Source organism: Streptomyces sp. NPDC089915 (assembly GCF_040684675.1).
Taxonomy (GTDB): domain Bacteria; phylum Actinomycetota; class Actinomycetes; order Streptomycetales; family Streptomycetaceae; genus Streptomyces.
This window is the reverse complement of record NZ_JBFBGN010000051.1, coordinates 17,703-44,172: the sequence shown is the minus strand read 5'-3', so window position 1 is coordinate 44,172 and position 26,470 is coordinate 17,703. Positions and strand designations below refer to the sequence as shown.

The following is a 26,470-nucleotide window of genomic DNA, read 5'->3' as shown; positions in this document are numbered from 1 at the left end:
GCGCTCAAACGCCGCGCGGGCTGGAATTTCGCTGCGCGAAATCCAGCCCCGCCGGCGTTTGAGGCGCGGGGTCTGGGGCGGAGCCCCAGGGAACGGGCGAAGGGTGGGGCGGGGAGCAAGCCCGCGCAGCGGCAGCGGGTCAGGCGTCCTGGCCGGCCCCGGCCCCGGCGTCCGGGCTGCGGCGGCCATCCTCGTCCGGCTCCGCCGGGGCCGCCGGTCTGCGTTTGCGGAGTTCCACCACCCCGTCGGTGATCCCGGCGGTCGGAGGGCCGGGGGCCGGGGGCCGCTCCTGGGCGTTCTCGTACATGTCGGTGTACTCCTGTCGGCTCTCGTGGCCCCCGGGGCCTGCCCCGGCCGTTCCGCGCCAGTGAACCCAGGGCTCGTGCCGGGCGGGGCCGCCCCCGAGGCGATTCCCCCGGAAGAGTGAAGGCCCCGCCCCGGCGCGGGCTCACACCGGCAGGGACCAGGCCTGGTCGGCCCGGTGGTCACCGCACGCGGACAGCCGCAGCCGCTCCGCCGGGGCGCCGGCGGTCGCGGGGGCGGGCGGGGCCGTCAGGCAGGAGCCGCTCGTCTCCTCCACCAGGGACCCGTCCCGCCGGTGGCGCCAGCTCTGGCCGGCCCGGCGGCCCGGGGTGCAGTCGGCCAGCTCCACCAGGCCGCCCGCGCCCGCGGTGAGGCACCGGCCGGCCAGCGTCAGCCGTCCGCCGCCGCCCAGGGTCCAGCGCTGGGCCTCTCCGGCGGTGCAGGCGGCCAGGACGACCGCGCCGCCGCCGGCCCGGGTCCCGTCGGCGCACGCGGCCCCGAGGCCGTTGATCTGCCCGGTGGGCACCGCCTCGGCGCAGCCGCGCGGGGTGAGCCGCCACACGGCCGTGTCGTGCGCGGCGACCCGTCCGGTCAGCGTGGTCACGGCCGTGCCGCGCTTGCCGGTCCACAGGTCCTCGGCGTCCACCGTGCAGGGGGCGGGCAGCCCGACGTGGGCGAGCGGTACGGAGACGTCGCGGTCGGCGCCGGAGCGGTTGAGCACCGCCACGGCCCGCTCCCCGTTCGCCAGCGGCCGGGCCAGCACCTCGAAGGTCGCGTTCGAGGAGACGACCGCGCCCTGGCGGCCCATCGGGTCCTGGTCCAGCTCGATCAGCCGGGTGTTCCCGAGGGCCGCGAGCCCGCCCGGGCTGAGCGCCGGGACGTCCGAGGACAGGATGAACGGGGCCGCCATCATCGCCCAGAGCCCCACCTGGCTGCGGCTCTCGGCGTCCGTCAGGCCGGGGGCGCCCGCGATCAGGAAGTCGGGGTCGTTCCAGTTGCCGGGGGCCGCGTACCGGCCGAGCCAGCGGTTGTAGCCGTAGTTGCCGAGGACCGAACTCCAGCGGGAGGTCTGGGGGGCGGACGGCTTGTAGACCTTGATGTCCTTGCCCTCGCGCCACAACTGGCCGGTCTCGCCGACCCAGTCGAGGACCTTGTGCCAGTCGGAGCCGCCCCACTCGCCCTGCTGGAAGTAGGCGGGGGCGGAGGCGGAGAGCACCATCGCGCGCCCGCTGTCGCGCAGCGCCCTGGCCACCGCGTTGTACGCGTCCCGGTAGGCCTCCTCCTTCGTCTTCCCGGGCGGCACCCACAGGTTGCAGCCGTCCATCTTCACGTAGTCCACGTTCCAGGAGGCGAACAGCCGGGCGTCGCGGGCGTAGTGGTCCGCGCCGCCGCCCTCGGGGGCACCGCTGCCCGGGTAGCGCTCGCAGGTGAGCGAGCCGGCGTCCTCGTAGATCCCGAACTTCAGCCCCTTGGCGTGCAGATGCTCGCCCAGCCAGGCCATGCCGTGCGGGAACTTCACCGGGTCGGCGACCAGGTTCCCCTGCGCGTCCCGCTCCCCCAGCATCCAGCAGTCGTCCACGGTGACGGTGTCGTAGCCCTTGGCGGCGAGGCCGCTGGAGACCAGCCCCTCGGCGTTGGCGACCACCTTCGCCTCGTCGATGTCGCACATGTAGTGCGCCCAGTTGTTCCAGCCCATGGGCGGGGTGAGGGCGAGCGGGGTGTCCGAGGTCGCGGTCGGCTCCGCCGTCGCCGGGGCGGGGCAGAGGGCGAGGGCGAGCACGGCGGCCGCGGTCAGACAGGGGAGTGAGGCGCGCAGGCGAGGCGGCACGGGGTCTCCTTGGCGTGGGGCGTACCGACGGGGATCGTGCCTCAGTGCAGCGGTGCGACTACCCGCTGTCAACATAAGTCGATGGATATGGCGTGATGACCAGCAATTTGGCCGCCATCGATGTCACACGACCGTGTCACCCCGATGGGGAGGGGGAGAGGGGTCAGGGGTGGGGATACGGTGTATGTGACGGCGGCTGATACGGTGTATCTCATGCCGAGAAGATCAGCGGCCCTCGACCGGGCGACCCCCGAGGCCATCGCCGTCGCCGCCCTGCGCATCCTCGACGAGGAGGGGCCCGCCGCCCTGAGCTTCCGCGCCCTCGCCGACCGCCTCGACGTCTCCCACGCCACCGTCCAGCGCCGCTGCACCGACCTGGCCGGCCTGATGGACCTGTGCACCGAGCACCTCGCCGCCCGCCTCCCCGCCATCCCCGCCGGAACCGACTGGGCCGAGGCGGCCGAGCAGCGCTTCGGCGCCCTCTACCGGCTGCTCACCGCCCACCCCGGGCTGCTCGTGCTGCGCGGCGGCCGCCCCTGGCTCGGCCGCCAGCTGCTCGCCCGGCTCGTCGAACCCGCCCTCGCCGACAGCGTCGCCGCCGGGATGAGCCGGGCCGAGGCCATGACCGTCTACCGCCGGATGTACCTGCTCACCCTGGGCAGCGCCGCCTTCGTCGACCACCGCGACCCCGCCGGGGCCACCGCCGCCTCCCGGGCCGCGCTCGCCGCGCTCGACCCGGCCGAGTTCCCCGTCCTCGGCGGCGACCCGGCCGAACTGCTGCCCCCGCTGACCGACCACGAGGTCTACTACGGCGCCCTGCGCCAGCTCATCGCCGCCGCCCGGCCCGCCCGCCGCGCGCCCTGAGCACCCCCGCCCCGCCCCGAGAGCACGAGAGAGGCCGCCCGCCATGGAACAGCAGCTCGACCACGCAGCCGTCCGCGCCGCCGCCGACCGGACGGCCGGGGCGATCCGGCCCGTCACCGTCGCCCCCGCCGGCGAAGGCCTCTGGTACGCCCTGGAGTACCTCCAGCACACCGGCTCCTTCAAGGCCCGCGGCGCCCACAACTTCCTCGCCGCCCACCGCGCCGCGGGCACCCTCCCGGCCGCCGGCGTCACCATCGCCTCCGGCGGCAACGCCGGTCTGGCCTGCGCCTGGGCGGCCCGCGCGCAGGGCGTGCCCGCCACCGTCTTCCTCCCCGCCACCGCGCCCCGCGTCAAGGTGGACCGGCTGCGCGGTTACGGCGCCGACGTCCGGCTCGTCGGCGACACCTACGGCGAGGCCCTGGAGGCCTGCCGGCGGTTCGCGGCCGGCAGCGGCGCCCTCGCCAGCCACGCCTACGACCACCCGCTCATCGCGGCCGGCGCCGGAACCCTCGTCGACGAGATCCGCGCCGCCGTACCCGGCCTGGACACCGTGGTCGTCGCGGTCGGCGGGGGCGGGCTGTTCGCCGGCGTGGCCACCGCCGCGCGGGTCCACGGCATCCGCGTGGTCGCGGTGGAACCCGAGAACTGCCGGGCCCTGAACGCCGCCCTGGAGGCGGGACGCCCCGTCGACGTCCCCGTGGACTCCGTGGCCTCCGACTCCCTCGGCGCCTCCCGGGTCTCCGCCGACGCCCTGGCCGCCGTCCGACGGGACAACGCCGTCTCCGTCCTCGTCCCGGACGAGGCCGTCACGGCCGCCCGGCGCGCCCTCTGGGAGGAGCACCGGATCGTCGTCGAGGCCGGCGCCGCGACCGCCCTGGCGGCCGTACGCACCGCGCCGCGGCCGCTGGGCGAGCAGGTCGCCGTCGTCCTGTGCGGGGCGAACACCGACCCCGGCGACCTCTGAGGCCGACGACGATCGTCGTGGCCGCCCGCGACTTTCGAGGACGGCGCCCCCGCCCCCGCCCCTGCGAGGCTCCACGGTGTCGGCAGGAACACGAGGGCACGGAGGAAACGGGTCATGGCTCAGCGCAAGGGTTGTCTCATCGGCTGCGGGGTGGCGCTGGTCCTGGGCGTCGGCATCCTGATCGCCCTCTTCTTCGGCATAGGCAAGATGATGGACGTGGCCGAGGAGACCCTCGTCGATCCGAAGGTGTACGAGTCGGTGCGCGTCGGCGACTCCGAGGCCTCCGTCCGCGCCAAGCTGCCCTCGGGCGAGAGCTTCGTCAAGGGCGCCCTCAAGGAGGGCGGCCCCGCCGAGCCCGCGGGCAGCGTGTGCGCCTGGTACGTGTCCAGCGACGGCAAGGCCGACGAGGACGTGCTGCGGTTCTGCTTCAAGGACGGCAAGCTCGCCGAGAAGGCCGGCTACCGCATGAAGTAGCGCCCCCGGCGCTCCGGCCGGTCCGGCCCGCCGTCCAGTTCGGCTGCCGAGAGGGCCAGCCCCTCGGCCGCCCGGCCGCAGCGCAGCGCGAGCTCCTCGACCCGGGCGCGGAAGGCGTCGGCCTGCGGCCCCTTCCAGTCCAGGGCCTCGCAGGCGCCGCGCAGCCGCTCCGCCCGCTCGCGCAGCCCGGCGGCGTGCGCGCGCAGTCCGTCGGCGGGCCCCCGGGCCCCGTCAGGCCGCCCGCTCACGACCGCCCCTTCCACGGGGCGAACGCGTTGGACACCCCGGCGAGATGCGGTTCCAGCTCCGGGTGGTGCCGCAGCAGGACCGTCACCATCGAGTTCTCGTCCACCCAGCGCAGCCCCTCGGGCGTGTACACCTCCGGGCGGTAGTCGGTGGTGAAGAACCGGTCGCTCTTGAGCCGGCGGGTGGCCATCAGCACGAAGATCCTGAAGAGGGTGTCGCTGAACCCGAAGCCCGCCGGGCGAGGTTCGGCGAGGTTGCCGACCAGCGTGTCCACCCGGTCGAGCCGCCCGTCGTAGAGCTCCCGCAGCAGCGGGGTGTCGCCGGGGTGGCCGCCGGTCAGCTCCTCGAAGGAGGTGACCGGCCGCTTGCGCAGCATCGCGCGGTAGGCGTTGTAGCGGGGGATGCCGCGCTCCCGGTCCCGCAGCACGTCCACCGTCCCGAGGTCGATGTGCTCGCCGGACAGCCGCGCGAAGTTCCGCAGGGCGTCCGGGTGGTTGTGCAGGACGAGGGCGCCGGGGTGGGAGATCCCGAAGGTGTACAGCAGGTCGCCGGCCCCGAATTCGTCGACCGCCGTGCGGGTCGTGGCGCCCTGCATGTCGTCGAAGCCGATCACCTTGCGCACGGCGCCGCCGCGGTGCTCGCGTACCGTGATCTCGTCCGGGATCAGCGGGTGCAGCCGGTACGCCGACACGAACTCCTCCGTCATGGAGAACGGCGCCGCGTGGTGGTCGGTGGCCGAGCCCAGGGTCCCGCTGAGGGCCTCGCCGCCGATCCGCCCGAAGGTCTTCGTCACCCAGCGGGGCAGCAGCCCGTACCAGTTGGCACGCATCGCGTGGTGCAGCACCGGGTGGTCGAGGATCCCCGGGGTCCACTCCACCGTGTGGATCTTCGCCATCAGGGCGGTGTTGACCAGCCGGGCGGTGTGGAAGAGCCGCTCGTCGTCCCAGGTGGGGTGGTGGGAGCGGACCAGGTCGCAGATCGCGTTGTGCTCCTTGGCGAACAGCGTGTGCAGCAGCGACAGGCCGCTCCAGTAGTCGCTGTTCATCCCGGTGGCGTCGAGGCACTCCATCCCGGGCCGCGGGTCCCGGGGCAGCCGGCCGTCCTCCAGGATCAGGTGCCCGTGCTCCCCGGTGCGCAGGGAGCGGCAGCGGGCCTCGTCCGATCCGTAGATCTGCGAGCCGTCCCACCAGTGGGTGACGGTGTTCTCGTACGTGGGCGGGACGCCGGGCGCGGTGTGCGCGACCGGGTCGGGGCGGGTGCGGCGCACCCGCATCGGGCAGGTGCCGCCCTGCCGCTCCCAGTCGTCGTCGGCGGCGATCGGGACGGTGAAGGGCTCGGCCTCCTCGTTGTCCCCGTGGTTGGCCCAGCCGTGGTTCTGGAACTGGATCCAGGCGGCGGCGAGCAGGTTGAGGGTGGGCGCGGGGACGAAGCCGCGGCGGGCCAGCAGCCGCCGGCTGACCTCGCGCGGGCTGGGCGCCATCAGCTCCTCGTCCTCGTCCGGATGGACCAGCTCCAGGGGGGAGTTGCGGTCCAGCCGGGTACCGGCGCGGCCCATGTCCTCGTCGTACGGGTCGTAGCCCGAGCCGTCGTACGAGCGGTGCGGCGCGAGCCGGCGAGTGGGACGGCGGTCGCGTTCGCCGCCCGCTCCGAAGGTGTCGTGCAGGTTGTGGCGGCGCAGGTCCTCGCGGATCACGGCGAGGTTCATCAGGCCGAGCGGGCCCGGCAGTTCGTACCACTCGCGGGTGCGGTTGATCCGGGCGAAGGCCGCCGACTCCAGCCGCTCCAGGAGTCCGGGCGGCCCGTACGGCCGGGGGGCCGGCGTCGGGGCCGGCGGCGTGCCGCGGCCGGACTGGCCGGGCAGCCGCCCGGCGGCCCCGGGGGCCTCGGCGCCGGCCTGTGCAGTGGCGTCGGTGGTGTCGGTCATACGGGGTCCTCAGCGGTCGTGGAGGGTGAACAGGTGGGTGCCGGTGACCCGGCCGCGGAAGGCCGCGAGTTCGGAGTCGACGTGGGTGCGCGCGTGGGGGACGTCGTGCTCCAGGTTGTGCGCGTACCGCTCCGCCGCATGGCACAGGGGGAAGGCGTGGGTGTCGTCCTTCCAGGTGAACTCGGTGAACTCGTCGGGGAGTTCGTAGGCGGAGACCGATGACCGGCCCTCCAGGGACGGCACGATGTCGTGTTCGTTGACGAGGGAGACCACCCGGGTGCGCGGATCGGCGGCCCGCTTGTGGTCGATCGGCGAACCGATCGCGACCACGTGCGTGACGGTGTACAGGGCGTTGAAGTCCCGGCTCGCCGCCAGGTTCATCGCGGTGAGCCCGCCCTGGCTGTGCCCGACGAGGGCCACCTCCGAACCGGAGGGCACCAGCCGGTTCAGCGCCCTGCGCACCGCCCGGGTGTAGGCGGTGTCGGTGGAGCCCATCGCGTTGCAGCTGCCCACCACGTCCTGCGGGCCCTCCTGGTTGAACCCCTTGCCCATGCCCGCCAGTTGCACCACGAACCGGCGCTCGCCGTCCGGGCCGGCCACCGCCTGGACCAGGAGCAGCCCGCGCGTGCCGAGGTGGCCGATGTTGCGGACGTAGCCGACGATGGTGCCCGAGGCGTCGATCCGCTCCAGCAGCTCGGCCGTGGGGGTGTGGGGTTCGGCGCGGCCGCTGCCCCGGTCCAGGAAGGCCCAGACGGCGCTGGGGGTGCCGAGGAAGAAGTCCGAGGTCAGCGGGCGGTGGGTGGCGATCTGCCAGCCGGCGGCGTCGTTGAAGGGGTTCTCGTCGGTCAGCGCGCTCCAGGCCATGATGTCGGCGAAGGACGGCGCCAGCAGGGCCAGGGCGTACTCGGCGCCCTTGTCCGTCAGCAGTCCCCTGAAGACCCGGGCCGCCTCGGTGTGCCGGTCCTCGTCGACGGCGCGCAGCACCCGCGAGGTGGTGGCGTCGGCCAGCAGTTCCGGGTGGCGCACGGCGGCCGCCCGGATCCGCGTCTTGAGCCCGGTGACGGCGAGGCTGACCGCCAGGCTCTCCCTGCTGGTGAGGACCCCCGCCAGCCAGGCGGCGCCGGCGAGCGGGGTGCGCCCCTGCGGGCCCCAGCCGAAGCCGGTGGGGTCGAGCAGGGTCCTCAGCAGGCGGCGCCGGCCGGCCCGGGCCCGCCGGGGGCCGGCCGCCGTCCGCAGCGGCGCGGGGCCGAGGGCGAGGCCGGAGGCGTAGCGGGCGGCCTCGCGCACGGCGTCGGCGGCCGCCGCCAGTTCGCGGCAGACGTGGTGCAGGGAGGCGACGTCCGGCTGGGTGACGGGCGCCGCCGCATCGGGCGCGCCGCTCCCGGGCGCGGCTTCGGGCACGGGGTGCTCCTCTCCTCGGGCTGGGGCTGGGGCTGGGGGTCAGGGGCGGCCGAGGCGGAGCCGGATGCCGGCCGTGTCGACGATGCCGGGCAGCGGGCGGCCCGTGTCGAGGGCCGGGCGGGCTCCGGTGATCCGGTTGCCGCGCAGCACCTCGGCGCAGACCAGCGAGGACAGCAGCAGCCCGAGCCGGTCGCCCGGGCAGCGGCCGGGCCCCTGGCTGAAGGGGGCCGTGCGCGGGTCCGCGTCGGCGCCGGGGGCCAGCCAGCGGGCGGGCGCGAACAGGTGCCCGCCGGGTACCCGCTCGGGGTCGCGCTGGTGGAAGCCGATGGGGACGAGGACGGTGGTCCCGGCCGGGTGGCGCACCCCGCGCCATTCGGTCTCGGCGCGGGTGACCCGTACGAGGTCCGGGACGATCGGGTACAGCCGTACGGACTCCTGCACACAGGCCCGCAGCCGGGGCAGTCCCGGGGTCCCGGCCGCGATCTCCGCCCGTACCTCGTCCTGTTCGGCGGGGTGGGCGGCCAGCAGGAGCAGGGTGCGGATGACGATCGGCGCCAGGACGTCGATCGCCAGCAGCCAGTGGTGGGTCTGGCCCAGCGGGTCGGTGCCCTCGGGGGAGGGGGCGCTCAGGGCGCGCGCGGCCAGGGTGTGGGGCGGTGCGTCGGCCGCGTACCGGGCGATCCGGGCCTCGGCCCGGGCGTACAGGGCCCGGCTGTCCTCGGGCCGGCTGCGGCCCATCCAGTTGGCCCGGTCGCGCAGGGCCGTGAGCCAGCCGGCGAGCTCCCCGTCGTCGGCGGCGCGGTCGCCCAGGACGATCCGGCGGGAGATCCGGGCCAGGGCCGTGCGCAGGAGGGGGAAGCCGAGGACGGTGGCGGCGGTGAGCGGGCGGCACTCCTCCTCGACGACCGCCGTGTAGGCGGTGCGGTCGGGGTGCAGGGGCTCGCCCGGGGCCAGGGCCCGGTCGTTGACCTCCCGGCGGTCCTCGCGCAGCCGTCCGTGCGAGCAGATCACCCCGGTGGGTTCGAGCACGGAGAGGCTGTCGAGCTTGTCCTTGGCGTCCATGGCGAGGGTGTCCATGGGCTCGGCGAAGAACCGGGCGACGTCCTCCTCGTCGAAGAGGACGAGCATGTCGCCGGAGAGGGCGCGCACCATGACGGGCGCCCCTCCGTGCCGCGCCCTCATCGCCCGCAGCGTCGCGTTCGACCAGGCCGGCTGGTTGACCCGGGAGTACAGGGACACCACCCCGAAGCGGGGGCTGGCGACGCCGCGTACGAACACGGGGAGGGTGTGGGTGGCCATGAAGCGGACGGTCTCCGCCAGGCCGGCCCGGACCGGGGCCGTCCCGGGGCGGGCGCTCTCGCGCGTTCCGGTGGAGTGCGTCATGCCGAGACCACCTTGCCGGGGTTGAGGAGGTTCTTGGGGTCGAACAGCCGCTTGAGGCCGCGCTGGAGCTCCAGGGAGACGGGGCCCAGCTCGCGTTCCAGCCACTCCCGCTTGAGGGTGCCGATGCCGTGTTCGCCGGTGGTGGTGCCGCCCAGGGCGAGGCCGGCGGCCATGATGTCGTCGTAGGCGGCGCGGGCGCGGGCGAGCTCGTCCGGGTCGGAGGCGTCGAAGACGACGGTGGGGTGCAGGTTGCCGTCCCCGGCGTGGCCCAGGGTGAAGACCTCCAGCCGGTGGTGGTCGGCGATGCCCTCGATCAGGCCGATCAGCCGGGGGAGTTCGGTGCGGGGGACGGCCACGTCCTCGATGAAGGCGGTGAGCCCGCCGCCCCGGGAGGCCATGCGGGCGCCGAGGGCGGGGGTGACCAGGCGGCGCGCCTCGATGATCTCCCGGGCCTCCTCGGCGGTGGCGGAGGCGGTGACCTCGTCGGCTCCGGCCTCCTTGCAGAGGAGTTCCATGGCGGTCAGCTCGGCGGAGGGGTCCGCCCCGTCGCTCTCGACGATCAGGGTGGCGGCGCCGGCCGCGCGCATCAGCGGGTGCGTCCCGAGGTCCACGACCGCCCGGGTGGTGGCCCGGTCGAGGAGTTCGAGCGCGGAGGGGGTGTGCCCGGCGGCGATGATCGCGGCGACGGCGTCCCCGGCGGCGGTCAGGGTGGGGAACCGGGCCAGCAGGGAGAGGGCCGGCGGCCGGGCGGGCCGCAGGGCGAGGGTGGCGCCGACGACCACCGCGAGGGTGCCCTCGGAGCCGACGACCAGCCGTGTCAGGTCGTATCCGGCGACGCCCTTGGCGGTGTCCCGCCCGGTGCGCATCCGCCGCCCGTCGGGGAGGACGAGGTCCAGCCCGAGGACGTAGTCGGCGGTGACCCCGTACTTGACGCAGCAGATGCCGCCCGCGCCGGTGGCGATGTTCCCGCCGATGGTGCAGGTCTCCCAGGACGCGGGGTCCGGCGGGTACGTCAGCCCGTGCGCGGCGACGGCCTCGGCGAGGCGGCGGGTGGTGACGCCGGGCTCGCAGCGCACGAGGCGGTTGGCGGGGTCGACGGACAGGATCCGGTCCATGGCGGTGGTGGACAGCACCACGCAGCCGTCGACGGCGTTGGCGGCGCCCGCGAGTCCGGTCCGGGCGCCCTGCGGGACGACGGGCACGTCCAGCTCGTAGGCGGTCCGCATCACGTGCTCGACCTGCTCGGCGGTGCGGGGGAGGACGACGACGGCGGGGGTGCCGCACTCGGAGAAGGGCGCGGTGTCCCGGGAGTGGGCGGCGAGGTCCGCCGGATCGGTGAGCAGGGCGTCGGCGGGGAGGGCCGAGCGGAGCCTGGAGAGCAGGAGGGGGGTGTCGCAGGGGAGGGACATGCCGGCCTTCCGGGACGGGGCGGGGGAGCGGGCTACAGGGTGGGGAGCTCGGTGGTGACGGGCACGTCGATGAGCACCGGGCCGTCCTGCTGGAGGGCCGCCTCCCGCACCAGCTTCGTCAGTTCGGCGCATCCGGACGCCCGGTGGGCGCGCACCCCGTAGCCGGTGGCGACGGCCGTGACGTCCAGTCCGGGGATGTCGAGCCCGGGCGCGCCCTGGGCGCCTTCCACCTGGGCGAACCACTGGAGGATCGCGTAGCGCTGGTTGCTCAGCACGACGAAGGTGACGGGCACCTTGTAGGCGGCGGCGGTCCACAGGGCCTGGACGGCGTAGTGGGTGGAGCCGTCGCCGAGGACGCAGACCACCGGCCGGTCCGGGGCACCGAGCTGGGCGCCGACGGCCGCGGCCAGGCCGAAGCCGAGGCCGCCGCCCGCCGTGAAGAGGAAGGAGCCGGGGGTGTCGATCCGGGTGGCGTCGTGGAACTGTCCCAGGTTGGAGGGGGATTCGTTGATCCAGAGGGTGTTCTCGGGGGCGCCCTGGGCGATGGCCGTCATGGCGGCGAGCGGGGTGAGCGCCCCGTCGACCTCCTCGAAGGACTCGGCCCGCGCGATGCGCGGCGCGGCCGGAGCCGCCTCCCGGGCGGGCAGCGCGGCCGTCAACGCCCGTACGGTCAGGGCGATGTCGGCCACCAGGGCGTCGCCGACGGGGGCCCGGGCGGCCTCGTCGGCGTCCCGGGTCAGCTGGACGAGCTCGGAGCCCTCGGGCAGGTAGGCGCCGGGGAGGTAGGGGTAGTAGCAGAAGACGGGTGCGCCGATCACCAGCACCAGGTCGTGGCCCTCCAGGCAGCGGGAGAGCGGTCCGATCGCCGGGGGCAGCATCCCCCGGTACTGCGGGTGGGACTTGGGGAAGGCGACCCGCCCCTCGGTGGGCGCGGACCAGACCGGCAGCCCCGTGCGCTCGGCCAGCTCGACCACGGCGTCCCAGGCCCCCGAGGCGTCCACGTCGTTCCCGGCGACGAGGACGGCGCGGCGCGCGCCCGCGAGCCGTGCGGCGAGCCGCTCCACCACCTCGGCGGCGGGGGCGGCGGCGTGCGTCACGGTCCGGGCCGCGGTCCGCTGGGCGGCCCGGTCCTCGTCCTCGTCGAGCACCACGTCGAAGTCGTCCATCGGCAGCGAGAGGAACACCGGTCCCTGCGGCGGGGTTTCGGCGATCCGCACCGCGCGGGCGAGCGCGGGGCCGACGTCCGCCGGGCGCGGCGGCTCGTACGCCCACTTCACGGCGGGCTGGGGCAGGAGGGTCGGCTGGGGGTTGGTCAGCAGGGCCTCCATGGTGAGCATGGCGCGCACCTGCTGTCCGGCGGTGACCACCATCGGGGTGCGGTTGGCGCGGGCGCCGAGGATCGCGCCCATCGCGTTGCCCGTGCCCGGCCCGGTGTGCAGGTTGACGAGGGAGGTGGTGCCCGAGGCGAGGGCGAAGCCGTCCGCCATGCCGACGACGACGGCCTCCTGGAGTCCGAGGACGTAGCGGAAGTCCTCGGGGAACCGCTTGAGCATGGGGAGTTCGGTCGAACCCGGGTTGCCGAAGACCGTGGTCATCCCGTGGGTTCGCAGGACGTCCAGGACCGACTCTCGGACCGTGCGCATGGGGAGGTTCCTTCGCTGACGGGCGACATCGCGACAGTGGGTGATCAATCCACCACATTGCGTTGATCAAGGCAAAGTCCATGATCCGTTCGGGGCCGGTCGTCGGGGAGCCCTTGCCCGGCGGCCGCCGCACGTGCTAACGGCCGGGCGGGCGGCGGCACTTGCGGGAGGGGCCCGCCCCGCCGGCGGATGCTAAACCGCATTAGTGAGCGCGCCGCGAATCGGCTCCCGGGCCTTGTCGAGGACCGTCGATAAGAAGTCAAACCCGGCCCGGGAATCACCTCGGCCGCCCCGTCGGCGGCATTGGCGCGGGGCCTCGTACTAAAGCGCATCAGTCCAGGTGGAAGCCGTGCGGTAAGCAGCGCACGGACTTCCTTTCGCCGCCCCCCGGCAAGGGTTCCCCCGGCCATCGGGATTCCGGCCGCATTGACGGGCCCGGCGCTTGCGTACAGCCTGGGGCACCGCCCTCCGGCGCCGGAGCCGGAACTCCCACGAAGGCGGCGACGATGACCCGTTCCCACCTGACCCGTACGGCCGTCGCCACCGCGCTGGCCGCCGGACTCCTCTCCCTCACCGCCTGCGGCGTCGGCGGCACCCGCCGCGGTACGGGGGAGGCGCACAGGACCGGCAGAGTGGCCGGGGAGATCACCTTCCGGACCCTCCAGCTCAAGCCCGTCTACACCGCCTACGTCCAGGGCGTCATCGACTCCTTCGAGCGGAAGTACCCGGACGCCAAGGTGAAGTGGGAGGACGTCCCGGGCGACGGCTACAACGAGAAGCTCGTCGCGGACGCCCGGGCCGGCGCCCTCCCCGACGTCGTCAACCTCTCCACCGACTCCTTCCAGCTCCTCGCCGGCCGCGGCATGCTCGCCGACGTGGCCGCACTCGACGGGGCGGTGGCCGCGGAGTACGTCCCGGGCGCCTGGGAGCAGTTCAAACTGCCCGGCAAGGGCGAGGGGGTCTACGCCTACCCGTGGTACGTGACCCCCGAGATCCTCACCTACAACCAGGACCTGTTCGTGAAGTCCGGCCTCGACCCGGCCCGGCCGCCCACCACCGTCGAGCAGTTCTTCGACTACGCCGACAAGATCGCGCAGACCTCCGGCGGCCGGTACGCGGCCTTCATGGCCGACCCGAAGGGGAGGCTGCCCGGCGACTGGCAGAAGATGGGCGTCCCCCTGCTGAACGCGGCCGGGGACCGGTTCACCTTCGACACCGACAAGGCCGTCACCTGGGTCGAACGGATGAAGGACCTGTACGCCAAGGGCGCCATGCCCAAGGAGTCCCTCCTGAAGGCCGACGACGTCAACCAGCTCTACGGCAGCGGCAGGCTCGTCTTCGGCCCCGGCTCCCCGGGCTTCGTCAAGGACATCAAGGCCAACGCCCCGCAGGTCTACGCGCAGACCCGGGTCGCCGGCGCCGTCACCGGAACCCTCGGCCACATCGGCATCTACGCCCAGTCCCTCGGCATCCGCAAGGACACCGCGCACCCGGACGCGGCGGCCGAGTTCGCCAAGTGGGTCACCAACGGCCCCAACCAGGTGGAGTTCTCCCGGCGGGCCACCATCTACCCCTCCAACGCCCGGGGCCTGGCCGACCCGCGCTTCGCCGACCGGGGCGACGGCAAGGACGCCGAGACGCTGGCCCGCGCGATCGGCGCCGAACAGCTGAGGACGGCCGCCCTCGACGCCAACACCCCCGTCCAGTGGAGCAGCCAGGTCGGCGACGCGGTGGCGCGCGAGATGCAGAAGGCGGTCAAGGGCGAGGAGGACGCCCGCACGGCCGTGCGCCGCGCCCAGGAGGAGGCCAACCGGCTGCTGGCGGCTGCGGGCGAGAGGTGACGGCCCCCGACGGCGCGGGAGGGCTGCCGCACCGCCGGTGGTGGAGCCCGTACCTGTTCCTCGCGCCCGGGCTGGCCGCGGTGCTGCTGTTCAGCCTCTGGCCGTTCGTCAACACCGTCGTCCTGTCCCTCACCGACGCCCGGGTCCTGGACGGCGGCGGCTTCGTCGGCCTCGCCAACTACCGGCGGGCGCTGGCCGACCCCGACTTCTGGCTGGCCGCCGCCAACAGCGTGCTGTACCTGCTGGTCGTCGTGCCCTGCCTGGTGCTGCTGCCGCTCGCCCTCGCCGTCCTGGTCCGGCGGGAGGTCCCCGGCATCGGCCTCTTCCGGTCCGCCTTCTACACCCCGGTGATCGCCTCCGCCGTGGTGGTAGGCCTGATCTGGCAGTGGCTGCTGCGCAGCGACGGGGCGGTCAACGCCGTCCTGGTCCGGCTGCGGCTGGTCGCGGAGCCGGTGCCCTTCCTGACCGACAGCACCCTCCTGCTGGTCTCCGCGATGATCGTCACCGTGTGGAAGGGCCTGGGCTACTACATGGTCTTCTACCTGGCCGCCCTCGGGAACGTCCCGGGCGCCCTGTACGAGGCCGCCGCCCTCGACGGGGCCGGGGCGCTCCGCCGGTTCACCGGCATCACCATCCCTTCCGTGAAGCCGATGATGCTGCTCGTGGGGACCCTCTCGGCGATCTCGGCCCTGCGGGTGTTCACCGAGGTCTACATCCTGGGCGGGGAGAGCGGCGGCCCCGGCGGCGGCGCCCGCACCCTGCCGTTCCTGATCCGGCAGGTCGGCCTGGGCTTCGCCGGCGAGACCGGCTACGCCTCCGCCCTCTCCCTGCTGCTGTTCCTGCTGACCCTGGCCTTCAGCCTGCTGGGCCGCCGGCTGGCGAAGGGGGACGAGGCGTGAGCCGGCGGCGCGGCCCGTCCGGGCGCCGGGCCGCCGGCCTCGCGGCCCGCTACCTGACGCTCTGCCTGGCCCTCGTGGTGACGACCGGCCCCCTGGCCTGGCAGTTCCTGACCTCGCTGCGCGGGCGCGGGGAGAACGTCTACGAGGGGGTCCTGCCCGCCCGCCCCACCCTCGACAACTACGTCCGGGTCGCCGAGTCCTTCCCGCTGCTCGCCTACACCGCCAACACCCTCGTGGTCGCGGCCCTCGCCGTCGCCTCGAACCTGCTGTTCGCCGCGATGGGCGGCTACGCCCTGTCCCGGGAGGGCTGGAAGGGCCGCAGGACCGTCTTCACCGTGCTGACCGCCACCCTGATGTTCCCGTTCGAGTCCGTGATGATCTCGATGTTCCTCACCGTCCGCGAGATGGGACTGGTCGACACCCTGGTCGGCGTGTGGCTGCCCGGCGCGGTCTCCGTCCTCAACATCATGATCATGCGGGCGGCGTTCCTCGCCGTACCCCGGGAGCTGGAGGAGGCCGCGGTGCTCGACGGGGCGAACGAGTGGACCCGGTTCACCCGCGTCTTCCTCCCGTCGGCCCGGGGCGCCCTGGCCGTGGTGTGCATCACCAGCTTCATGGGGGCCTGGGACGACTTCCTGTGGCCCCTGATCGTCCTGACCGACAGCGACCACTACACCCTCCAGCTCGGCCTCAAGAGCCTGGCCGGCGCCACCACCGTCAACGACCAGCGGCTGATCGCGGCCGGGGCGATGGCCTCCCTGCTGCCGATGCTGCTGCTCTTCCTCGCCCTCCAGCGCCACTTCTTCCGAGGGGTGGGGGAGGGCGCCGTCAAGGTCTGACCCGCCCCGATCCGCTCCGCACCGACCCTCCCCTCTGGAGCCGCCGTCATGCACGACGACCGCAGCATCACCGAGCAACGCCTGCGCCGGGTCCTGGGCGAACGCATCCGGCCCGCCGTCCGCTCCCGTCCGCTCCCGCTCACCGTCGAACGCTGGGACGCCCCCGGCGAACCCGTGCCCGTGGCCGAGGCCCTGGCCGCCCCCTACACGCGCTGCGCGGCCGGTGACGCCTGGGGCCCGGCCTGGGGCACCACCTGGTTCCGGATCACCGGCGAGGTACCCGCCGACTGGGCGGGCCGCACCGTCGAGGCCGTCCTCGACCTCGGCTTCGACCGGATGATGCCCGGGTTCCAGTGCGAGGGCCTGGTCCACCGGGCCGACGGCTCCGAGGTCAAGGGCCTCAACCCGTACAACGACTGGGTGCGCGTCGCCGACCGGGCGGCCGGCGGCGAGCGGGTCGAGTGGTACGTCGAGGCCGCCGCCAACCCCGTCCTGGTCGAGCACCGGCCCACCGCCGAGGGGGACCGGCTGACCAGCGGCGACCGGCCCCTGTACCGGCTGGCCCGGATGGACCTGACCGTCTTCGAGACCGAGGTCTGGGAACTCGTCCAGGACCTCGACGTCCTCGAAGGGCTGATGTCGCAGCTCGCCGAGGACGACGCCCGCCGCCACACCGTCCTGCACGCGGTCGCCGCCGCCCTCGACGCCGTCGACCTCGACGACGTCCCCGGCACGGCCGCCGCCGCCCGTGCCCGCCTCGCCGGGGTGCTGGCCTCGCCCGCGCACGCCTCCGCGCACCGGATCAGCGCCGTCGGCCACGCCCACATCGACTCGGCCTGGCTGTGGCCGCTGCGCGAGACGGTCCGCAAGGTGTCCCGGACCGCCTCCAACGTGGTCGCCCTGATGGACGAGCACCCCGAGTTCGTCTTCGCCATGTCCCAGGCCCAGCAGCTCGACTGGATCAAGACGCACCGGCCCGAGCTCTTCGAACGGGTCAAGAAGAAGATCGCGGACGGGCAGTTCGCGCCGGTCGGCGGCATGTGGGTGGAGTCCGACACCAACATGGTCGGCGGCGAGGCGATGGTCCGCCAGTTCCTCTACGGCAAGAAGTTCTTCCTGGAGGAGTTCGGCATCGACACCAAGGGGGTGTGGCTGCCCGACTCCTTCGGCTACACCGCCGCCCTGCCCCAGATCGTCCGGCTGGCGGGCAACCGGTGGTTCCTCACCCAGAAGATCTGCTGGTCCCAGACCAACCGGTTCCCGCACCACACCTTCTGGTGGGAGGGCATCGACGGCTCCCGGGTCTTCACCCACTTCCCGCCAGTCGACACCTACAACAGCGACCTCGGCGGCGCCCAGCTCGCACACGCCGCCCGCAACTACCGCGAGAAGGGCCGTGGTTCACGCTCGCTCGTGCCCTTCGGCTGGGGCGACGGCGGCGGCGGCCCCACCCGTGAACAGCTGGCCCGGGCCCGCCGGCTGCGGGACCTCGAAGGCTCCCCGCGGGTGGAGATCGAGCGCCCCGACGCCTTCTTCGAGCAGGCCCGCGCCGAGTACGAGGACGCCCCCGTCTGGGCCGGCGAGCTCTACCTGGAACTGCACCGCGGCACCTACACCTCCCAGGCCGGCACCAAACAGGGCAACCGCCGCAGCGAGTCCCTGCTGCGCGAGGCCGAACTGTGGGCGGCGACGGCCGCCGTGCGCGTCCCCGGGTTCGCCTACCCGTACGAGGACCTGGAACGCCTCTGGAAGACCGTCCTGCTCCACCAGTTCCACGACATCCTGCCCGGCTCCTCCATCGCCTGGGTCCACCGCGAGGCCCGCGAGACGTACGCCCGCGTCGGCGAGGAGCTGCGCGCCCTCACCCTGGCCGCGCAGACCGCGCTGGCCGGGGAGGGCGGCGAGGAGCTGGTCTTCAACTGCGCCCCGCACGCCCGGCGCGGGGTCCCGGCCGGCGGCGCGGACCGCCCCCGCCCGGCCGAGCAGCCGGTCACCGTGGAGGAGCGGCACGGCGGCGGGCACGTCCTGGCGAACGGGCGGCTGCTCGTGGAGGTCGACGGCCGCGGCCTGATCGTCTCCGCGTACGACCTGGAGCGGGGCCGCGAGGCCCTCGCCCCCGGCGCCGCCGCCAACCTGCTCCAGATCCACCCCGACTTCCCCAACATGTGGGACGCCTGGGACGTCGAGGCCTTCTACCGCAACAAGGTCACCGACCTCACCGGCCTCGACGCCCTGGAGGTCGCCGACGGCGGACCGGACGCCCGCACCGTCACCGTCACCCGCTCCTTCGGTTCCTCCACCGTCACCCAGACGATCACCCTGCGGGCCGGGGCCAAGACGGTGGACCTCGTCACCGAGGTGGACTGGCACGAGACGGAGAAGTTCCTCAAGGCCGCCTTCCCCCTCGACGTGAAGGCCGAACGGACCTCCTCCGAGACCCAGTTCGGGCACGTCCAGCGCGCCACCCACACCAACACCTCCTGGGAGGCCGCCCGGTTCGAGATCTGCGCCCACCGCTGGATCCACGCGGAGGAACCGGGCTGGGGCACGGCCCTGCTCAACGACTCCACCTACGGCCACGACGTCACCCGCGACGTGCGCCCCGACGGCGGCCAGACCACCACCGTCCGCCTCTCCCTGCTGCGCGCCCCGCGCTACCCGGACCCGGAGACCGACCAGGGCCGCCACACCCTGCGCTACTCCCTCGCCCCCGGCGCGGGCATCGGGGACGCGGTCCGCGAGGGCCACGCGCTGAACCTCCCCGAGCGCGTCCTGCGCGGCGCGGGCCCGGTCGCGCCGCTGCTGGCCGTCGACGACGACGCGGTGGTGGTGGAGTCCGTCAAGCTCGCCGAGGACCGCACCGGGGACGTGGTCGTCCGGCTCTACGAGTCCCGGGGCGGCCGCGCCCGCGCCGTGCTGACCCCCGGCTTCCCCGTCGGGGCGGCGACCGAGACGGACCTCCTGGAGCGCCCGCTGCCGCCCACGGCCGTCGGGGCCCCGACCCCGTCGGGGGCGGTCCCGCTGACCCTGCGCCCGTTCCAGATCGTCACGGTCCGCCTGCGCCGTTCCTGAGGCTCCCCCGCCCGGGACGGGCGCACCCCGCCGCCCCTCCGGCACCGGCCGGAGGGGCGGCGGGCCCGTGAGAGTCGCCACAGCTGTTTTGCACTTAGTTGCAAAACCCTCTCCCGCTCGCTTACAACAGGGTCAGGACACCGCGCGAGGAGAGACGCACCCATGAGCCCGTACCCGCACCTGCTGAGCCCCCTGGACCTCGGCTTCACCACCCTGCCGAACCGCGTGATCATGGGCTCGATGCACACCGGCCTGGAGGAGCACCAGGGCGGCTTCGAGCGCCTCGCCGCCTTCTACGCCGAGCGCGCCAAGGGCGGCGCCGGCCTCATCGTCACCGGCGGCATCGCCCCCAACGACGCCGGGCGCCCCTTCGAGGGCGGCTCCCGCCTCACCACCGAGGAGGAGGCCGCCGAGCACCGGGTGATCACCGACGCGGTGCACGCCGAGGGCGGGAAGATCGCCATGCAGATCCTCCACTTCGGCCGCTACGCCTACCACAAGGACCTCGTCGCCCCCAGCGCGATCCAGGCCCCCATCAGCCCCTTCGTCCCGAACGAGCTCACCGCCGAGGAGGTCGAGCAGACCGTCGAGGACTTCGTCCGCGCCGCCCGCCTCGCCAAGCTCGCCGGCTACGACGGCGTCGAGATCATGGGCTCCGAGGGCTACCTGATCAACGAGTTCATCGCCGCCGCCACCAACAGGCGCACCGACGCCTGGGGCGGCGCGTACGAGAACCGCGTGCGCTTCCCGCTGGAGATCGTCCGCCGCACCCGCGCCGCCGTCGGCGAGGACTTCATCCTCATCTACCGCCTGTCCATGCTGGACCTGGTCCCCGGCGGCTCCACCCTCGACGAGGTCGTCCACCTCGCCAAGGAAATCGAGGCCGCCGGCGCGACCATCATCAACACCGGCATCGGCTGGCACGAGGCCCGCATCCCCACCATCGCCACCTCCGTCCCGCGCGGCGCCTACACCTGGGTCACCCAGCGGCTCATGGGCGCGGTCTCCGTCCCGCTCGTCACCAGCAACCGCATCAACACCCCCGAGAAGGCCGAGGAGATCCTCGCCGACGGCCGCGCCGACCTGGTCTCCCTCGCCCGCCCCTTCCTCGCGGACGCCGAGTTCGTAGCCAAGGCCGCCGACGGCCGCTCCGAGACCATCAACACCTGCATCGGCTGCAACCAGGCCTGCCTCGACCACACCTTCAGCGGCAAGATCACCAGCTGCCTGGTCAACCCGCGCGCCTGCCACGAGACCGAGCTGGTCCTCTCCCCGACCCGGACGAAGAAGACCGTCGCCGTCGTCGGCGCCGGCCCGGCCGGCCTCGCCTGCGCCGTCTCCGCCGCCGAACGCGGCCACGCCGTCACCCTCTTCGAGGCCTCCGGCCACATCGGCGGACAGCTCGACATCGCCCGCCGGATCCCCGGCAAGGAGGAGTTCGAGGAGACCGTCCGCTACTTCGGCACCCAGCTCGAAGCCCGCGGCGTCGACCTGCGCCTGAACACCTACGCCGACGTCGACACCCTGCGCGGCTACGACGAGGTCGTCGTCGCCACCGGCGTCACCCCCCGCACCCCCGCCATCGAGGGCGTGGACCGGGAGAACGTGGTCAGCTACCTCGACGTGCTGCGCGACGGCGCCCCCGTCGGCACGAACGTCGCCGTCGTCGGCGCCGGCGGCATCGGCTTCGACGTCGCCGAGTTCCTCACCGACAGCGGCGAGGGCGCCTCCCAGGACCCCGACGTCTACTTCCGCCACTGGGGCGTCGACACCGCCTACGCCGGCCCCGGCGGCCTCACCGCCCCCGAGCGGCCCGCCGCCCCGCGCCGCGTCACCCTCCTCCAGCGCAAGACCACCAAGGTCGGCGCCGGCCTCGGCACCACCACCGGCTGGATCCACCGCGCGGAACTCAAGCACCGCGGGGTCGTCTCCGTCGCCGGAGCCTCCTACGAGCGGATCGACGACGAGGGCCTGCACATCACCGTCGACGGCGAGGCACGCCTGGTCCCCGCCGACACCGTCGTCCTGTGCACCGGCCAGGAGCCGCGCCGCGACCTGTACGAGGCGCTGCGCGCCGAGGGCGTCGAGGCACACCTGATCGGCGGCGCCGACGTGGCCGCCGAACTCGACGCCAAGCGGGCCATCCGCCAGGGCACCGAGCTGGCCGCCTCCCTCTGATCCCTTCGGAGGAAAGGCAGTTGTGGCGGCCCGGCCGGGCCGCCACAATCTCCGGGTGACGCTGACACCCGCAGAAGCCGACAAGATCCTCGCCGACAACTTCGCCCCCTGGGTCCTCGCCCTCGGCCTCACCGTCGAGGAGACCGGCGAGCGGCACGCCGTCCTGCGGCTGCCCTGGTCCGACTCCCTCGCCCGGGACGGCGGCGGCCTGTCCGGCCAGGCCCTGATGGCCGCCGCCGACACCGCCACCGTCATCGCGGTCTCCGCCGCGCGCGGGGCCTACGGCCCGATGACCACCGTCCAGCAGTCCACGAGCTTCCAGCGCCCGGTCGTCGGCGCCGACGTGCTCATCACCGTCCGGGTCACCAAGCTCGGCCGGCGGATGGCCTTCGCCGACGCCGTCATGACCCCGGACGGCGCCCAGGACCCCGCCGCCACCGCCTCCACGGTGTACGCCCTGCTGGGCTGAGGGGTGGCGACCCCCGCCCGGGCCCGGCTGGGCCGCGACTTCACCGTCTTCTGGCTGGGCCAGGCCCTGTCCGTCATCGGCGGCTCGCTCTCGCTGGTCGCGCTGCCCATGCTCGTCCTCGCCGCCACCGGGTCCCTCGTCCAGATGGGCCTGATCACCGTGGTCTCCGGGGTCACCGGCATCCTCACCGGGCTGTTCGCCGGCCATGTGGTGGACCGCACCGACCGCCGCCGCCTGATGATCGCCTGCGACCTGCTCCGGGCCCTGCTGCTCGGCGCCGTCCCGCTGGTCTGGCTCACCGCCGGGCCACGCATGTGGCTGCTGTACCTGCTGACCGCGCTCGTCACCGTCCTGAAGACGGTGTTCGACGTGGCGTACGTGACCGCCGTGCCGCACCTGGTCGGGCCCGGGGACCTCACCGCCGCCAACGGGCGGCTGATGGGCACCTTCGCCCTCGGGACCCTGGCCGGGCCGGTGGCCGCCGGGTTCATCACCGCCGGTCCGGGCGGCGAATGGGCCCTCGGGGTGGACGGGCTGACCTTCCTCGTCTCGGCGGTGAGCCTGCGCTGGGTGACCTTCGCACACCGCACGCCGCCGGACCGGGCCCCCGCGCCGGCCCCCGGGGCCGGACGGCTGCGCGAGGTCTTCACCGTGGGCTTCCGCTTCCTGTGGGGGCACGTGCTGCTGCGCCCCCTGACCGTCCTGCTCACCCTGCTGACCTTCGTCACCATGGGCGCCACCGACCTGCTGATCTACCGGGTCCGGGAGGACCTCGGGCGGGACGCGGCCACCCTCGGCTACGTGATCGCCCTCAGCGGGCTCGGGGTCATCGCCGCGGCCCTCGCGGCCGGCCGGCTGCGCCGGGCCCTCGGCTTCGGACCCTGCTGGCTGGGCTCCGTCGGGCTGATCGCCGTGGCGGTGGCGGGCACCGGCGTCAGCCGCAGCGTGCCCGTGATCGCCTTCCTGGCCGCCGTGTTCATGTTCGGCACCACCCTCGGCGGGGTCAGCTCGATGACCCTGCGCCAGGAGGTGACCCCGGACGCGCTGCTCGGCCGGGTCACCTCCGCCTTCTGGACGGTGCACAACGCCGCCGGCCCCGTGGGCGCGGCCGTCCTGACGGTCGCGGGCGCCCGCTACGGGGTGCCGGCGGCCAGCGTGGCCGGCGGCGCGCTGTGCCTGCTGATCCTCGCGGCGGGCCTGGCGACCCCGCTGCGCCGCGTACCGCCGCCGGTGGCGGGCGCCGGGGGCGTGAGGGACGCCCCCGGCGCGGGGATCAGAACCGTCCGGGCCCGGCCGGGAAGGGCAGCGGGGACGGACCCGGCAGGGAGCCGGCCCGCCGCTCCGGGGCCGGGGCCGTCGTGCAGGTCACGTCACGGGCGGGCAGCCGGCCGGTGGTCAGGTAGGTGTTCACCGTCGCGTTCACGCAGGAACCGGGATCGGACAGGTACACCGTGTGCCCCTCGCCGCCGAGGGCGAGCACCATCCTCGACCCCTTCAGGACGCGGTGCAGGCCCTGCCCGCTGACCAGCGGGGTCTGCGAGTCCCACTCGTTCTGGACCGTCAGCACGTCCGCCCGGGTCCGCATCGGCGTGGCCGCCTCCGCGGGCCGCTGCCAGAAGGCGCACGGCTTGATGTTGGAGGCCATGTCCCCGTACAGCGGGTACCGGGCCTTGTCCCGCTCCGCGTCGCGCCGGTACTGCTCGGGATCGCGCGGCCAGGCGTCGGTGTCCCCGCACACCACCGACCAGAACACGGCCGTGGAGTTGTCCGACGCGGGCTCGGCGGCCCTGCCCCGCAGGGACTCCCGCAGGTCGGGCACGGACAGGCCCCGGGGCTGCGGGGTGCCGTCGGCGGCGGCCTTGATCGCGCTCACCAGCGGGGCGGCTTGCGCCGGGGAGAAGAACAGCGGGCGGGCCTTGCGGATGTCGTCGCCCGTGAGCTTCTGGCCCTGGAACTCCACCGGTTCGCGGTCCGCCCGCGCCACCAGGCCCCAGAAGGCCGCGGACACCGCCTCCGGGGTGGCCCCCAGGTGGTACTCCGCGTCGCGCTCCGCCGTCCACCGCGTCCAGCGCGCGAACGCCGGCTCGGCCTCCGTGGCCCACACCTGGAGCATCCCGCGCCAGATCCGCTGCGGGTCGACCGCGCTGTCCAGCACGAACCGGTCGGTCCGGGCCGGGAACAACTGCGTGTACACCGCGCCCAGATAGGTCCCGTACGAGTAGCCCAGGTACGAGATCCTCCGCTCGCCCAGGGCCGCGCGGATCGCGTCCATGTCACGGGCGGTGTTGCGGGTGGTGACGTACGGGAGCACCGCCCCGGCCTTCTCCCGGCACTTGTCCGCGACGGTGCGCGCCCACGCCACGTCCGAGGGGAAGGTCTCCGGCCGGTAGGCGCGCTGGAACTCCTGCTCCGCGTCGGTCAGTCCGCAGCTGACCGGGCTGCTGGCGCCGACCCCGCGCGGGTCGAAGCCGATCAGGTCGTACTGCTCCCGCACCTCCTTGGGCAGCGCCCCGTCCGCCATCAGCGGCAGGTCGAGCCCGGGACCGCCGGGACCGCCGGGGTTCATCAGCAGGACCCCGCGCCGCTTGGCCGGGTCCGGGCTCTTCACCCGGGATATCGCGAGGTCCAGGGTGCGCCCCCTGGGCCGGCTGTAGTCCAGCGGCACCTTGAGGGTCGCGCACTCGTACGAGGCCGGCTGCGCGGGGTCGCACCGGTGCCAGGCGGGCTTCGGCGGCGCGTACTCCTGGGCGGCGGGGTCGGCAGCGGCCTGAGTGGCCGTCAGGACGGGCAGGGAGGCGGCCAGTAGGCCGGCTGCGGCGAGCAGGGGCGCGAGGCGTTTGGGCTGCGGCACGGAAGAGCCGTTCCTTTCGGAGAGGGGCGGTTCCCTGCCCACCTTGGAGTACCGGGCGGCTGGGCGAATCATCCCTCGCGGTGGCTCTCGTCCTCCTCGCGAACGAGGTGATTCCGGACAACCGGCCGAACTTCCGCAGGAGTTGGCGCGTACGGCGCGCCCCGGTGGCCGGTGCTCAATGGCCGGTGTGCGCCGCGCCGTTCTCGACACTGCCGCCGAGCCGCTCGCGCAGTCCGGCGAGGGCGTCCGCGGAGGGCCCGGTGACCACCCAGCGGTTCCCGACCAGATAGACGCCGCCGTACGGCTCGGCCTCGGCCAGCCACGAGCGCAGGCCCGTCTCGGCGGCGAAGGTGGTCATGCGGTAGGCGCCCTGCCCGGTCTCGCAGGCCCCCTGGCGCAGTTCCTCGGCCTGGGTGCCCAGTTCGGCGGTGCAGCCGAGGGCGGCGGCGATCTGCTCGACCGTCGCGGGGGAGGCGGACGCGGAGGCGGCCGGGGCCGCGCTCTGCGCGTGCGCGGCGTGGGCGGCGTGCGCGGACCCGGGGTGTCCGGGCCCGGCGCAGGCGCCCGCCGCCAGTACGGCGCACAGGACGGCGCCCGCGGCGAGTGCGCGGCGGATCCGGCGGTCGGACGGGGGCATGGCGACCTCACGGGAGAGTCGGGGCGGAGGAAGGCCGTGGTGCCCGGCGGGGGAGGGGGGCCGGGCACCACGGGATCGGGGGGCGGGTGGGGCGGGCGGGCCGGTGCTAGCCGGCGGCCTTCGCCTTCTTGCCCTTGTCGGTGACGGCGAACCAGAGGCCCTGCTTGCCCTGCCCGTTGGCGTCACCCGGCTGCTTGTCGCCGGTGAACGTGTAGACGGGCCAGCAGTCGATCGTCAACTGCTCGGAACCGTCCGGCCGTTTCACCGAGCCGACCAGTTCGGCGGGAATTCCGGAGACCTCCGCCTTGTCCACCGGTTTGGCGGGCTTCCAGGTGTCCAGGCAGGCGTCGAGGCAGCCGAATTTCATCGGCCAGGCACTGTCCTTGTCGAAACGGTAGAGGGTCCAGCCCTCCGCGTTCTGCAGAATTCCGCCCAGCTGGGCATTCTGCCGGACCGAGAGCGAGACCTTCTTCCCGTCCGGTGCGGGATTCGCCCCCGACCCCATGTTCATTCCCATTCCGGAGCCCATTCCGGAGCCCATTCCCGACCCCGTTCCCGAGCCGGTTCCCGACCCCGCGCCCGCGGCCTTGCCCGCCGCGGCCGGCTTCCCGTCGGGGCCCACGGCGTGCCAGGTGCCGCCGACGCCCTCGCCGAGGGCGTCCCCCGCCTTGGCGTCCTTCGCGTAGCGGTACACCGGCCAGCCGCCGACGGTCAGCTGCCGGGTGCCGTCGGACCGGGTGACCGAGCCCAGCATCGCGGCGTCGATCCCCGCCCCGGCCTGCGCGTCGTCCGCCGGGACGACCGGCCAGGTCTTGGCGCAGTCGCCCTCGCAGTTGGACTTCGGGGGCTTGGCCGTGTCCTTGTCGAACCGGTAGAGGGTGAAGCCCGAGCCGTCGGTGACGGCCGTGCCCAGGCCCGGGCTCTCCTGGGCCTTCAGCTGCCCGGCCGGGCCGCTCTTCGCGCCCCCGTCGGCCGGGGCGTCGCCGGATCCGCCGCCGTAGCCCGAGCCCGCCCCGGAGCCCGGCCCGTAGTCCGAGGACCCGTACAGATCGAGCTGCTTGCTGTCGCTCACGGGTTTCACCGTGCTTCCCTTTTCGGCGGAATTCCCGCCGGCACCGCAACCGGTCGCCAACAGCAGTACCGCGACCGCCGCCGACCCGGCGAATATTTCACGGCGCATTGTCTTCACGATCTCTCCTCGAGGTTCTGGTTCGATCCCGCGGGCTCACTGCCTTCGCCCATTGA

General features: G+C 74.2%; 20 protein-coding genes and 1 pseudogene. 10 read left to right on the top strand and 11 right to left on the bottom strand.

Annotated elements, in window-relative coordinates; translation table 11 throughout:
- Positions 1-139 precede the first annotated feature (139 nt).
- Positions 140-307 carry a hypothetical protein gene (locus AB0O29_RS17615; RefSeq protein ID WP_365152584.1) on the bottom strand — a complete coding sequence of 56 codons (168 nt, stop codon included), beginning with the start codon at positions 305-307 and terminating at the stop codon, positions 140-142.
- Positions 308-448: 141 nt separating this feature from the next.
- Positions 449-2,131 (bottom strand): ricin-type beta-trefoil lectin domain protein, encoded by a 1,683-nt coding sequence (locus tag AB0O29_RS17610; protein ID WP_365152582.1) that lies wholly within the window; start codon positions 2,129-2,131, stop codon positions 449-451.
- 213 nt (positions 2,132-2,344) lie between these two features.
- Here AB0O29_RS17610 and AB0O29_RS17605 point away from each other — a divergent pair, with 213 nt between their 5' ends.
- From AB0O29_RS17605 to AB0O29_RS17595, 3 genes are all read left to right on the top strand, one after another.
- Positions 2,345-2,995: a TetR/AcrR family transcriptional regulator gene (locus AB0O29_RS17605; protein WP_365152580.1), complete on the top strand. Its 651-nt coding sequence runs from the start codon at positions 2,345-2,347 to the stop codon at positions 2,993-2,995.
- Between the two features lie 43 nt (positions 2,996-3,038).
- The gene (locus AB0O29_RS17600; RefSeq protein WP_365152578.1) at positions 3,039-3,959 is read left to right on the top strand and encodes a serine/threonine dehydratase; all 921 of its coding nucleotides are present in this window, start codon (positions 3,039-3,041) and stop codon (positions 3,957-3,959) included.
- Positions 3,960-4,073: 114 nt separating this feature from the next.
- Positions 4,074-4,433, top strand: a complete 360-nt coding sequence (locus AB0O29_RS17595) for a hypothetical protein (protein WP_365152576.1) — start codon at positions 4,074-4,076, stop codon at positions 4,431-4,433.
- Here the strand turns inward: AB0O29_RS17595 and AB0O29_RS17590 are convergent.
- Genes AB0O29_RS17590 through mdlC form a run of 6 tightly spaced genes read right to left on the bottom strand, consistent with a single transcriptional unit; the run spans position 4,418 to position 12,439 of the window.
- The gene (locus AB0O29_RS17590; protein WP_365152574.1) at positions 4,418-4,681 is read right to left on the bottom strand and encodes a hypothetical protein; all 264 of its coding nucleotides are present in this window, start codon (positions 4,679-4,681) and stop codon (positions 4,418-4,420) included. The genes AB0O29_RS17595 and AB0O29_RS17590 overlap by 16 nt on opposite strands.
- Positions 4,678-6,603, bottom strand: a complete 1,926-nt coding sequence (locus AB0O29_RS17585) for a peroxidase family protein (RefSeq protein WP_365152572.1) — start codon at positions 6,601-6,603, stop codon at positions 4,678-4,680. The genes AB0O29_RS17590 and AB0O29_RS17585 overlap by 4 nt, the downstream gene beginning before the upstream one ends.
- 9 nt (positions 6,604-6,612) lie before the next feature.
- A complete protein-coding gene (locus tag AB0O29_RS17580; protein ID WP_365152570.1) occupies positions 6,613-8,004 on the bottom strand; it encodes a hypothetical protein in 1,392 nt (463 codons plus the stop codon).
- A gap of 39 nt (positions 8,005-8,043) precedes the next feature.
- Positions 8,044-9,387 (bottom strand): cytochrome P450, encoded by a 1,344-nt coding sequence (locus AB0O29_RS17575; RefSeq protein ID WP_365152568.1) that lies wholly within the window; start codon positions 9,385-9,387, stop codon positions 8,044-8,046.
- Complete coding sequence (locus AB0O29_RS17570) at positions 9,384-10,796, bottom strand: FAD-linked oxidase C-terminal domain-containing protein (RefSeq protein WP_365152566.1); 1,413 nt, start codon at positions 10,794-10,796, stop codon at positions 9,384-9,386. Before AB0O29_RS17570 ends, AB0O29_RS17575 begins: the two co-directional genes overlap by 4 nt.
- A 32-nt stretch (positions 10,797-10,828) precedes the next feature.
- A complete protein-coding gene (gene mdlC / locus AB0O29_RS17565; RefSeq protein WP_365152564.1) occupies positions 10,829-12,439 on the bottom strand; it encodes a benzoylformate decarboxylase in 1,611 nt (536 codons plus the stop codon).
- Between the two features lie 506 nt (positions 12,440-12,945).
- Here mdlC and AB0O29_RS17560 point away from each other — a divergent pair.
- From AB0O29_RS17560 to AB0O29_RS17530, 7 genes and pseudogenes are all read left to right on the top strand, one after another.
- Positions 12,946-14,280, top strand: coding sequence for a sugar ABC transporter substrate-binding protein (locus AB0O29_RS17560; RefSeq protein WP_365152562.1), 1,335 nt, complete (start codon positions 12,946-12,948; stop codon positions 14,278-14,280).
- Positions 14,277-15,179, top strand: coding sequence for a sugar ABC transporter permease (locus tag AB0O29_RS17555; protein ID WP_365152560.1), 903 nt, complete (start codon positions 14,277-14,279; stop codon positions 15,177-15,179). The genes AB0O29_RS17560 and AB0O29_RS17555 overlap by 4 nt, the downstream gene beginning before the upstream one ends.
- Complete coding sequence (locus AB0O29_RS17550) at positions 15,176-16,018, top strand: carbohydrate ABC transporter permease (protein ID WP_365152558.1); 843 nt, start codon at positions 15,176-15,178, stop codon at positions 16,016-16,018. Before AB0O29_RS17555 ends, AB0O29_RS17550 begins: the two co-directional genes overlap by 4 nt.
- Before the next feature lie 48 nt (positions 16,019-16,066).
- Positions 16,067-19,090 (top strand): glycoside hydrolase family 38 C-terminal domain-containing protein, encoded by a 3,024-nt coding sequence (locus AB0O29_RS17545; RefSeq protein ID WP_365152556.1) that lies wholly within the window; start codon positions 16,067-16,069, stop codon positions 19,088-19,090.
- 162 nt (positions 19,091-19,252) lie between these two features.
- A complete protein-coding gene (locus AB0O29_RS17540) occupies positions 19,253-21,268 on the top strand; it encodes an NADPH-dependent 2,4-dienoyl-CoA reductase (protein ID WP_365152554.1) in 2,016 nt (671 codons plus the stop codon).
- Between the two features lie 55 nt (positions 21,269-21,323).
- On the top strand, positions 21,324-21,737 hold the full coding sequence (locus AB0O29_RS17535) for a PaaI family thioesterase (RefSeq protein WP_365152552.1): 414 nt from the start codon (positions 21,324-21,326) through the stop codon (positions 21,735-21,737).
- A 3-nt stretch (positions 21,738-21,740) separates the two neighbouring features.
- Positions 21,741-22,943 (top strand): annotated as a pseudogene (locus AB0O29_RS17530) (MFS transporter); the annotation flags it as partial.
- A gap of 67 nt (positions 22,944-23,010) precedes the next feature.
- Here AB0O29_RS17530 and AB0O29_RS17525 read toward each other — a convergent pair.
- The 3 genes from AB0O29_RS17525 to AB0O29_RS17515 form a co-directional block, all read right to left on the bottom strand.
- Complete coding sequence (locus AB0O29_RS17525) at positions 23,011-24,588, bottom strand: alpha/beta hydrolase (protein WP_365152550.1); 1,578 nt, start codon at positions 24,586-24,588, stop codon at positions 23,011-23,013.
- A gap of 175 nt (positions 24,589-24,763) precedes the next feature.
- Entirely contained in the window at positions 24,764-25,225 is a 462-nt protein-coding gene (locus AB0O29_RS17520; protein WP_365152548.1) for a hypothetical protein, read from the bottom strand.
- Positions 25,226-25,331: 106 nt separating this feature from the next.
- Positions 25,332-26,405 carry an SCO0930 family lipoprotein gene (locus AB0O29_RS17515; protein WP_365152586.1) on the bottom strand — a complete coding sequence of 358 codons (1,074 nt, stop codon included), beginning with the start codon at positions 26,403-26,405 and terminating at the stop codon, positions 25,332-25,334.
- Positions 26,406-26,470: the final 65 nt, after the last annotated feature.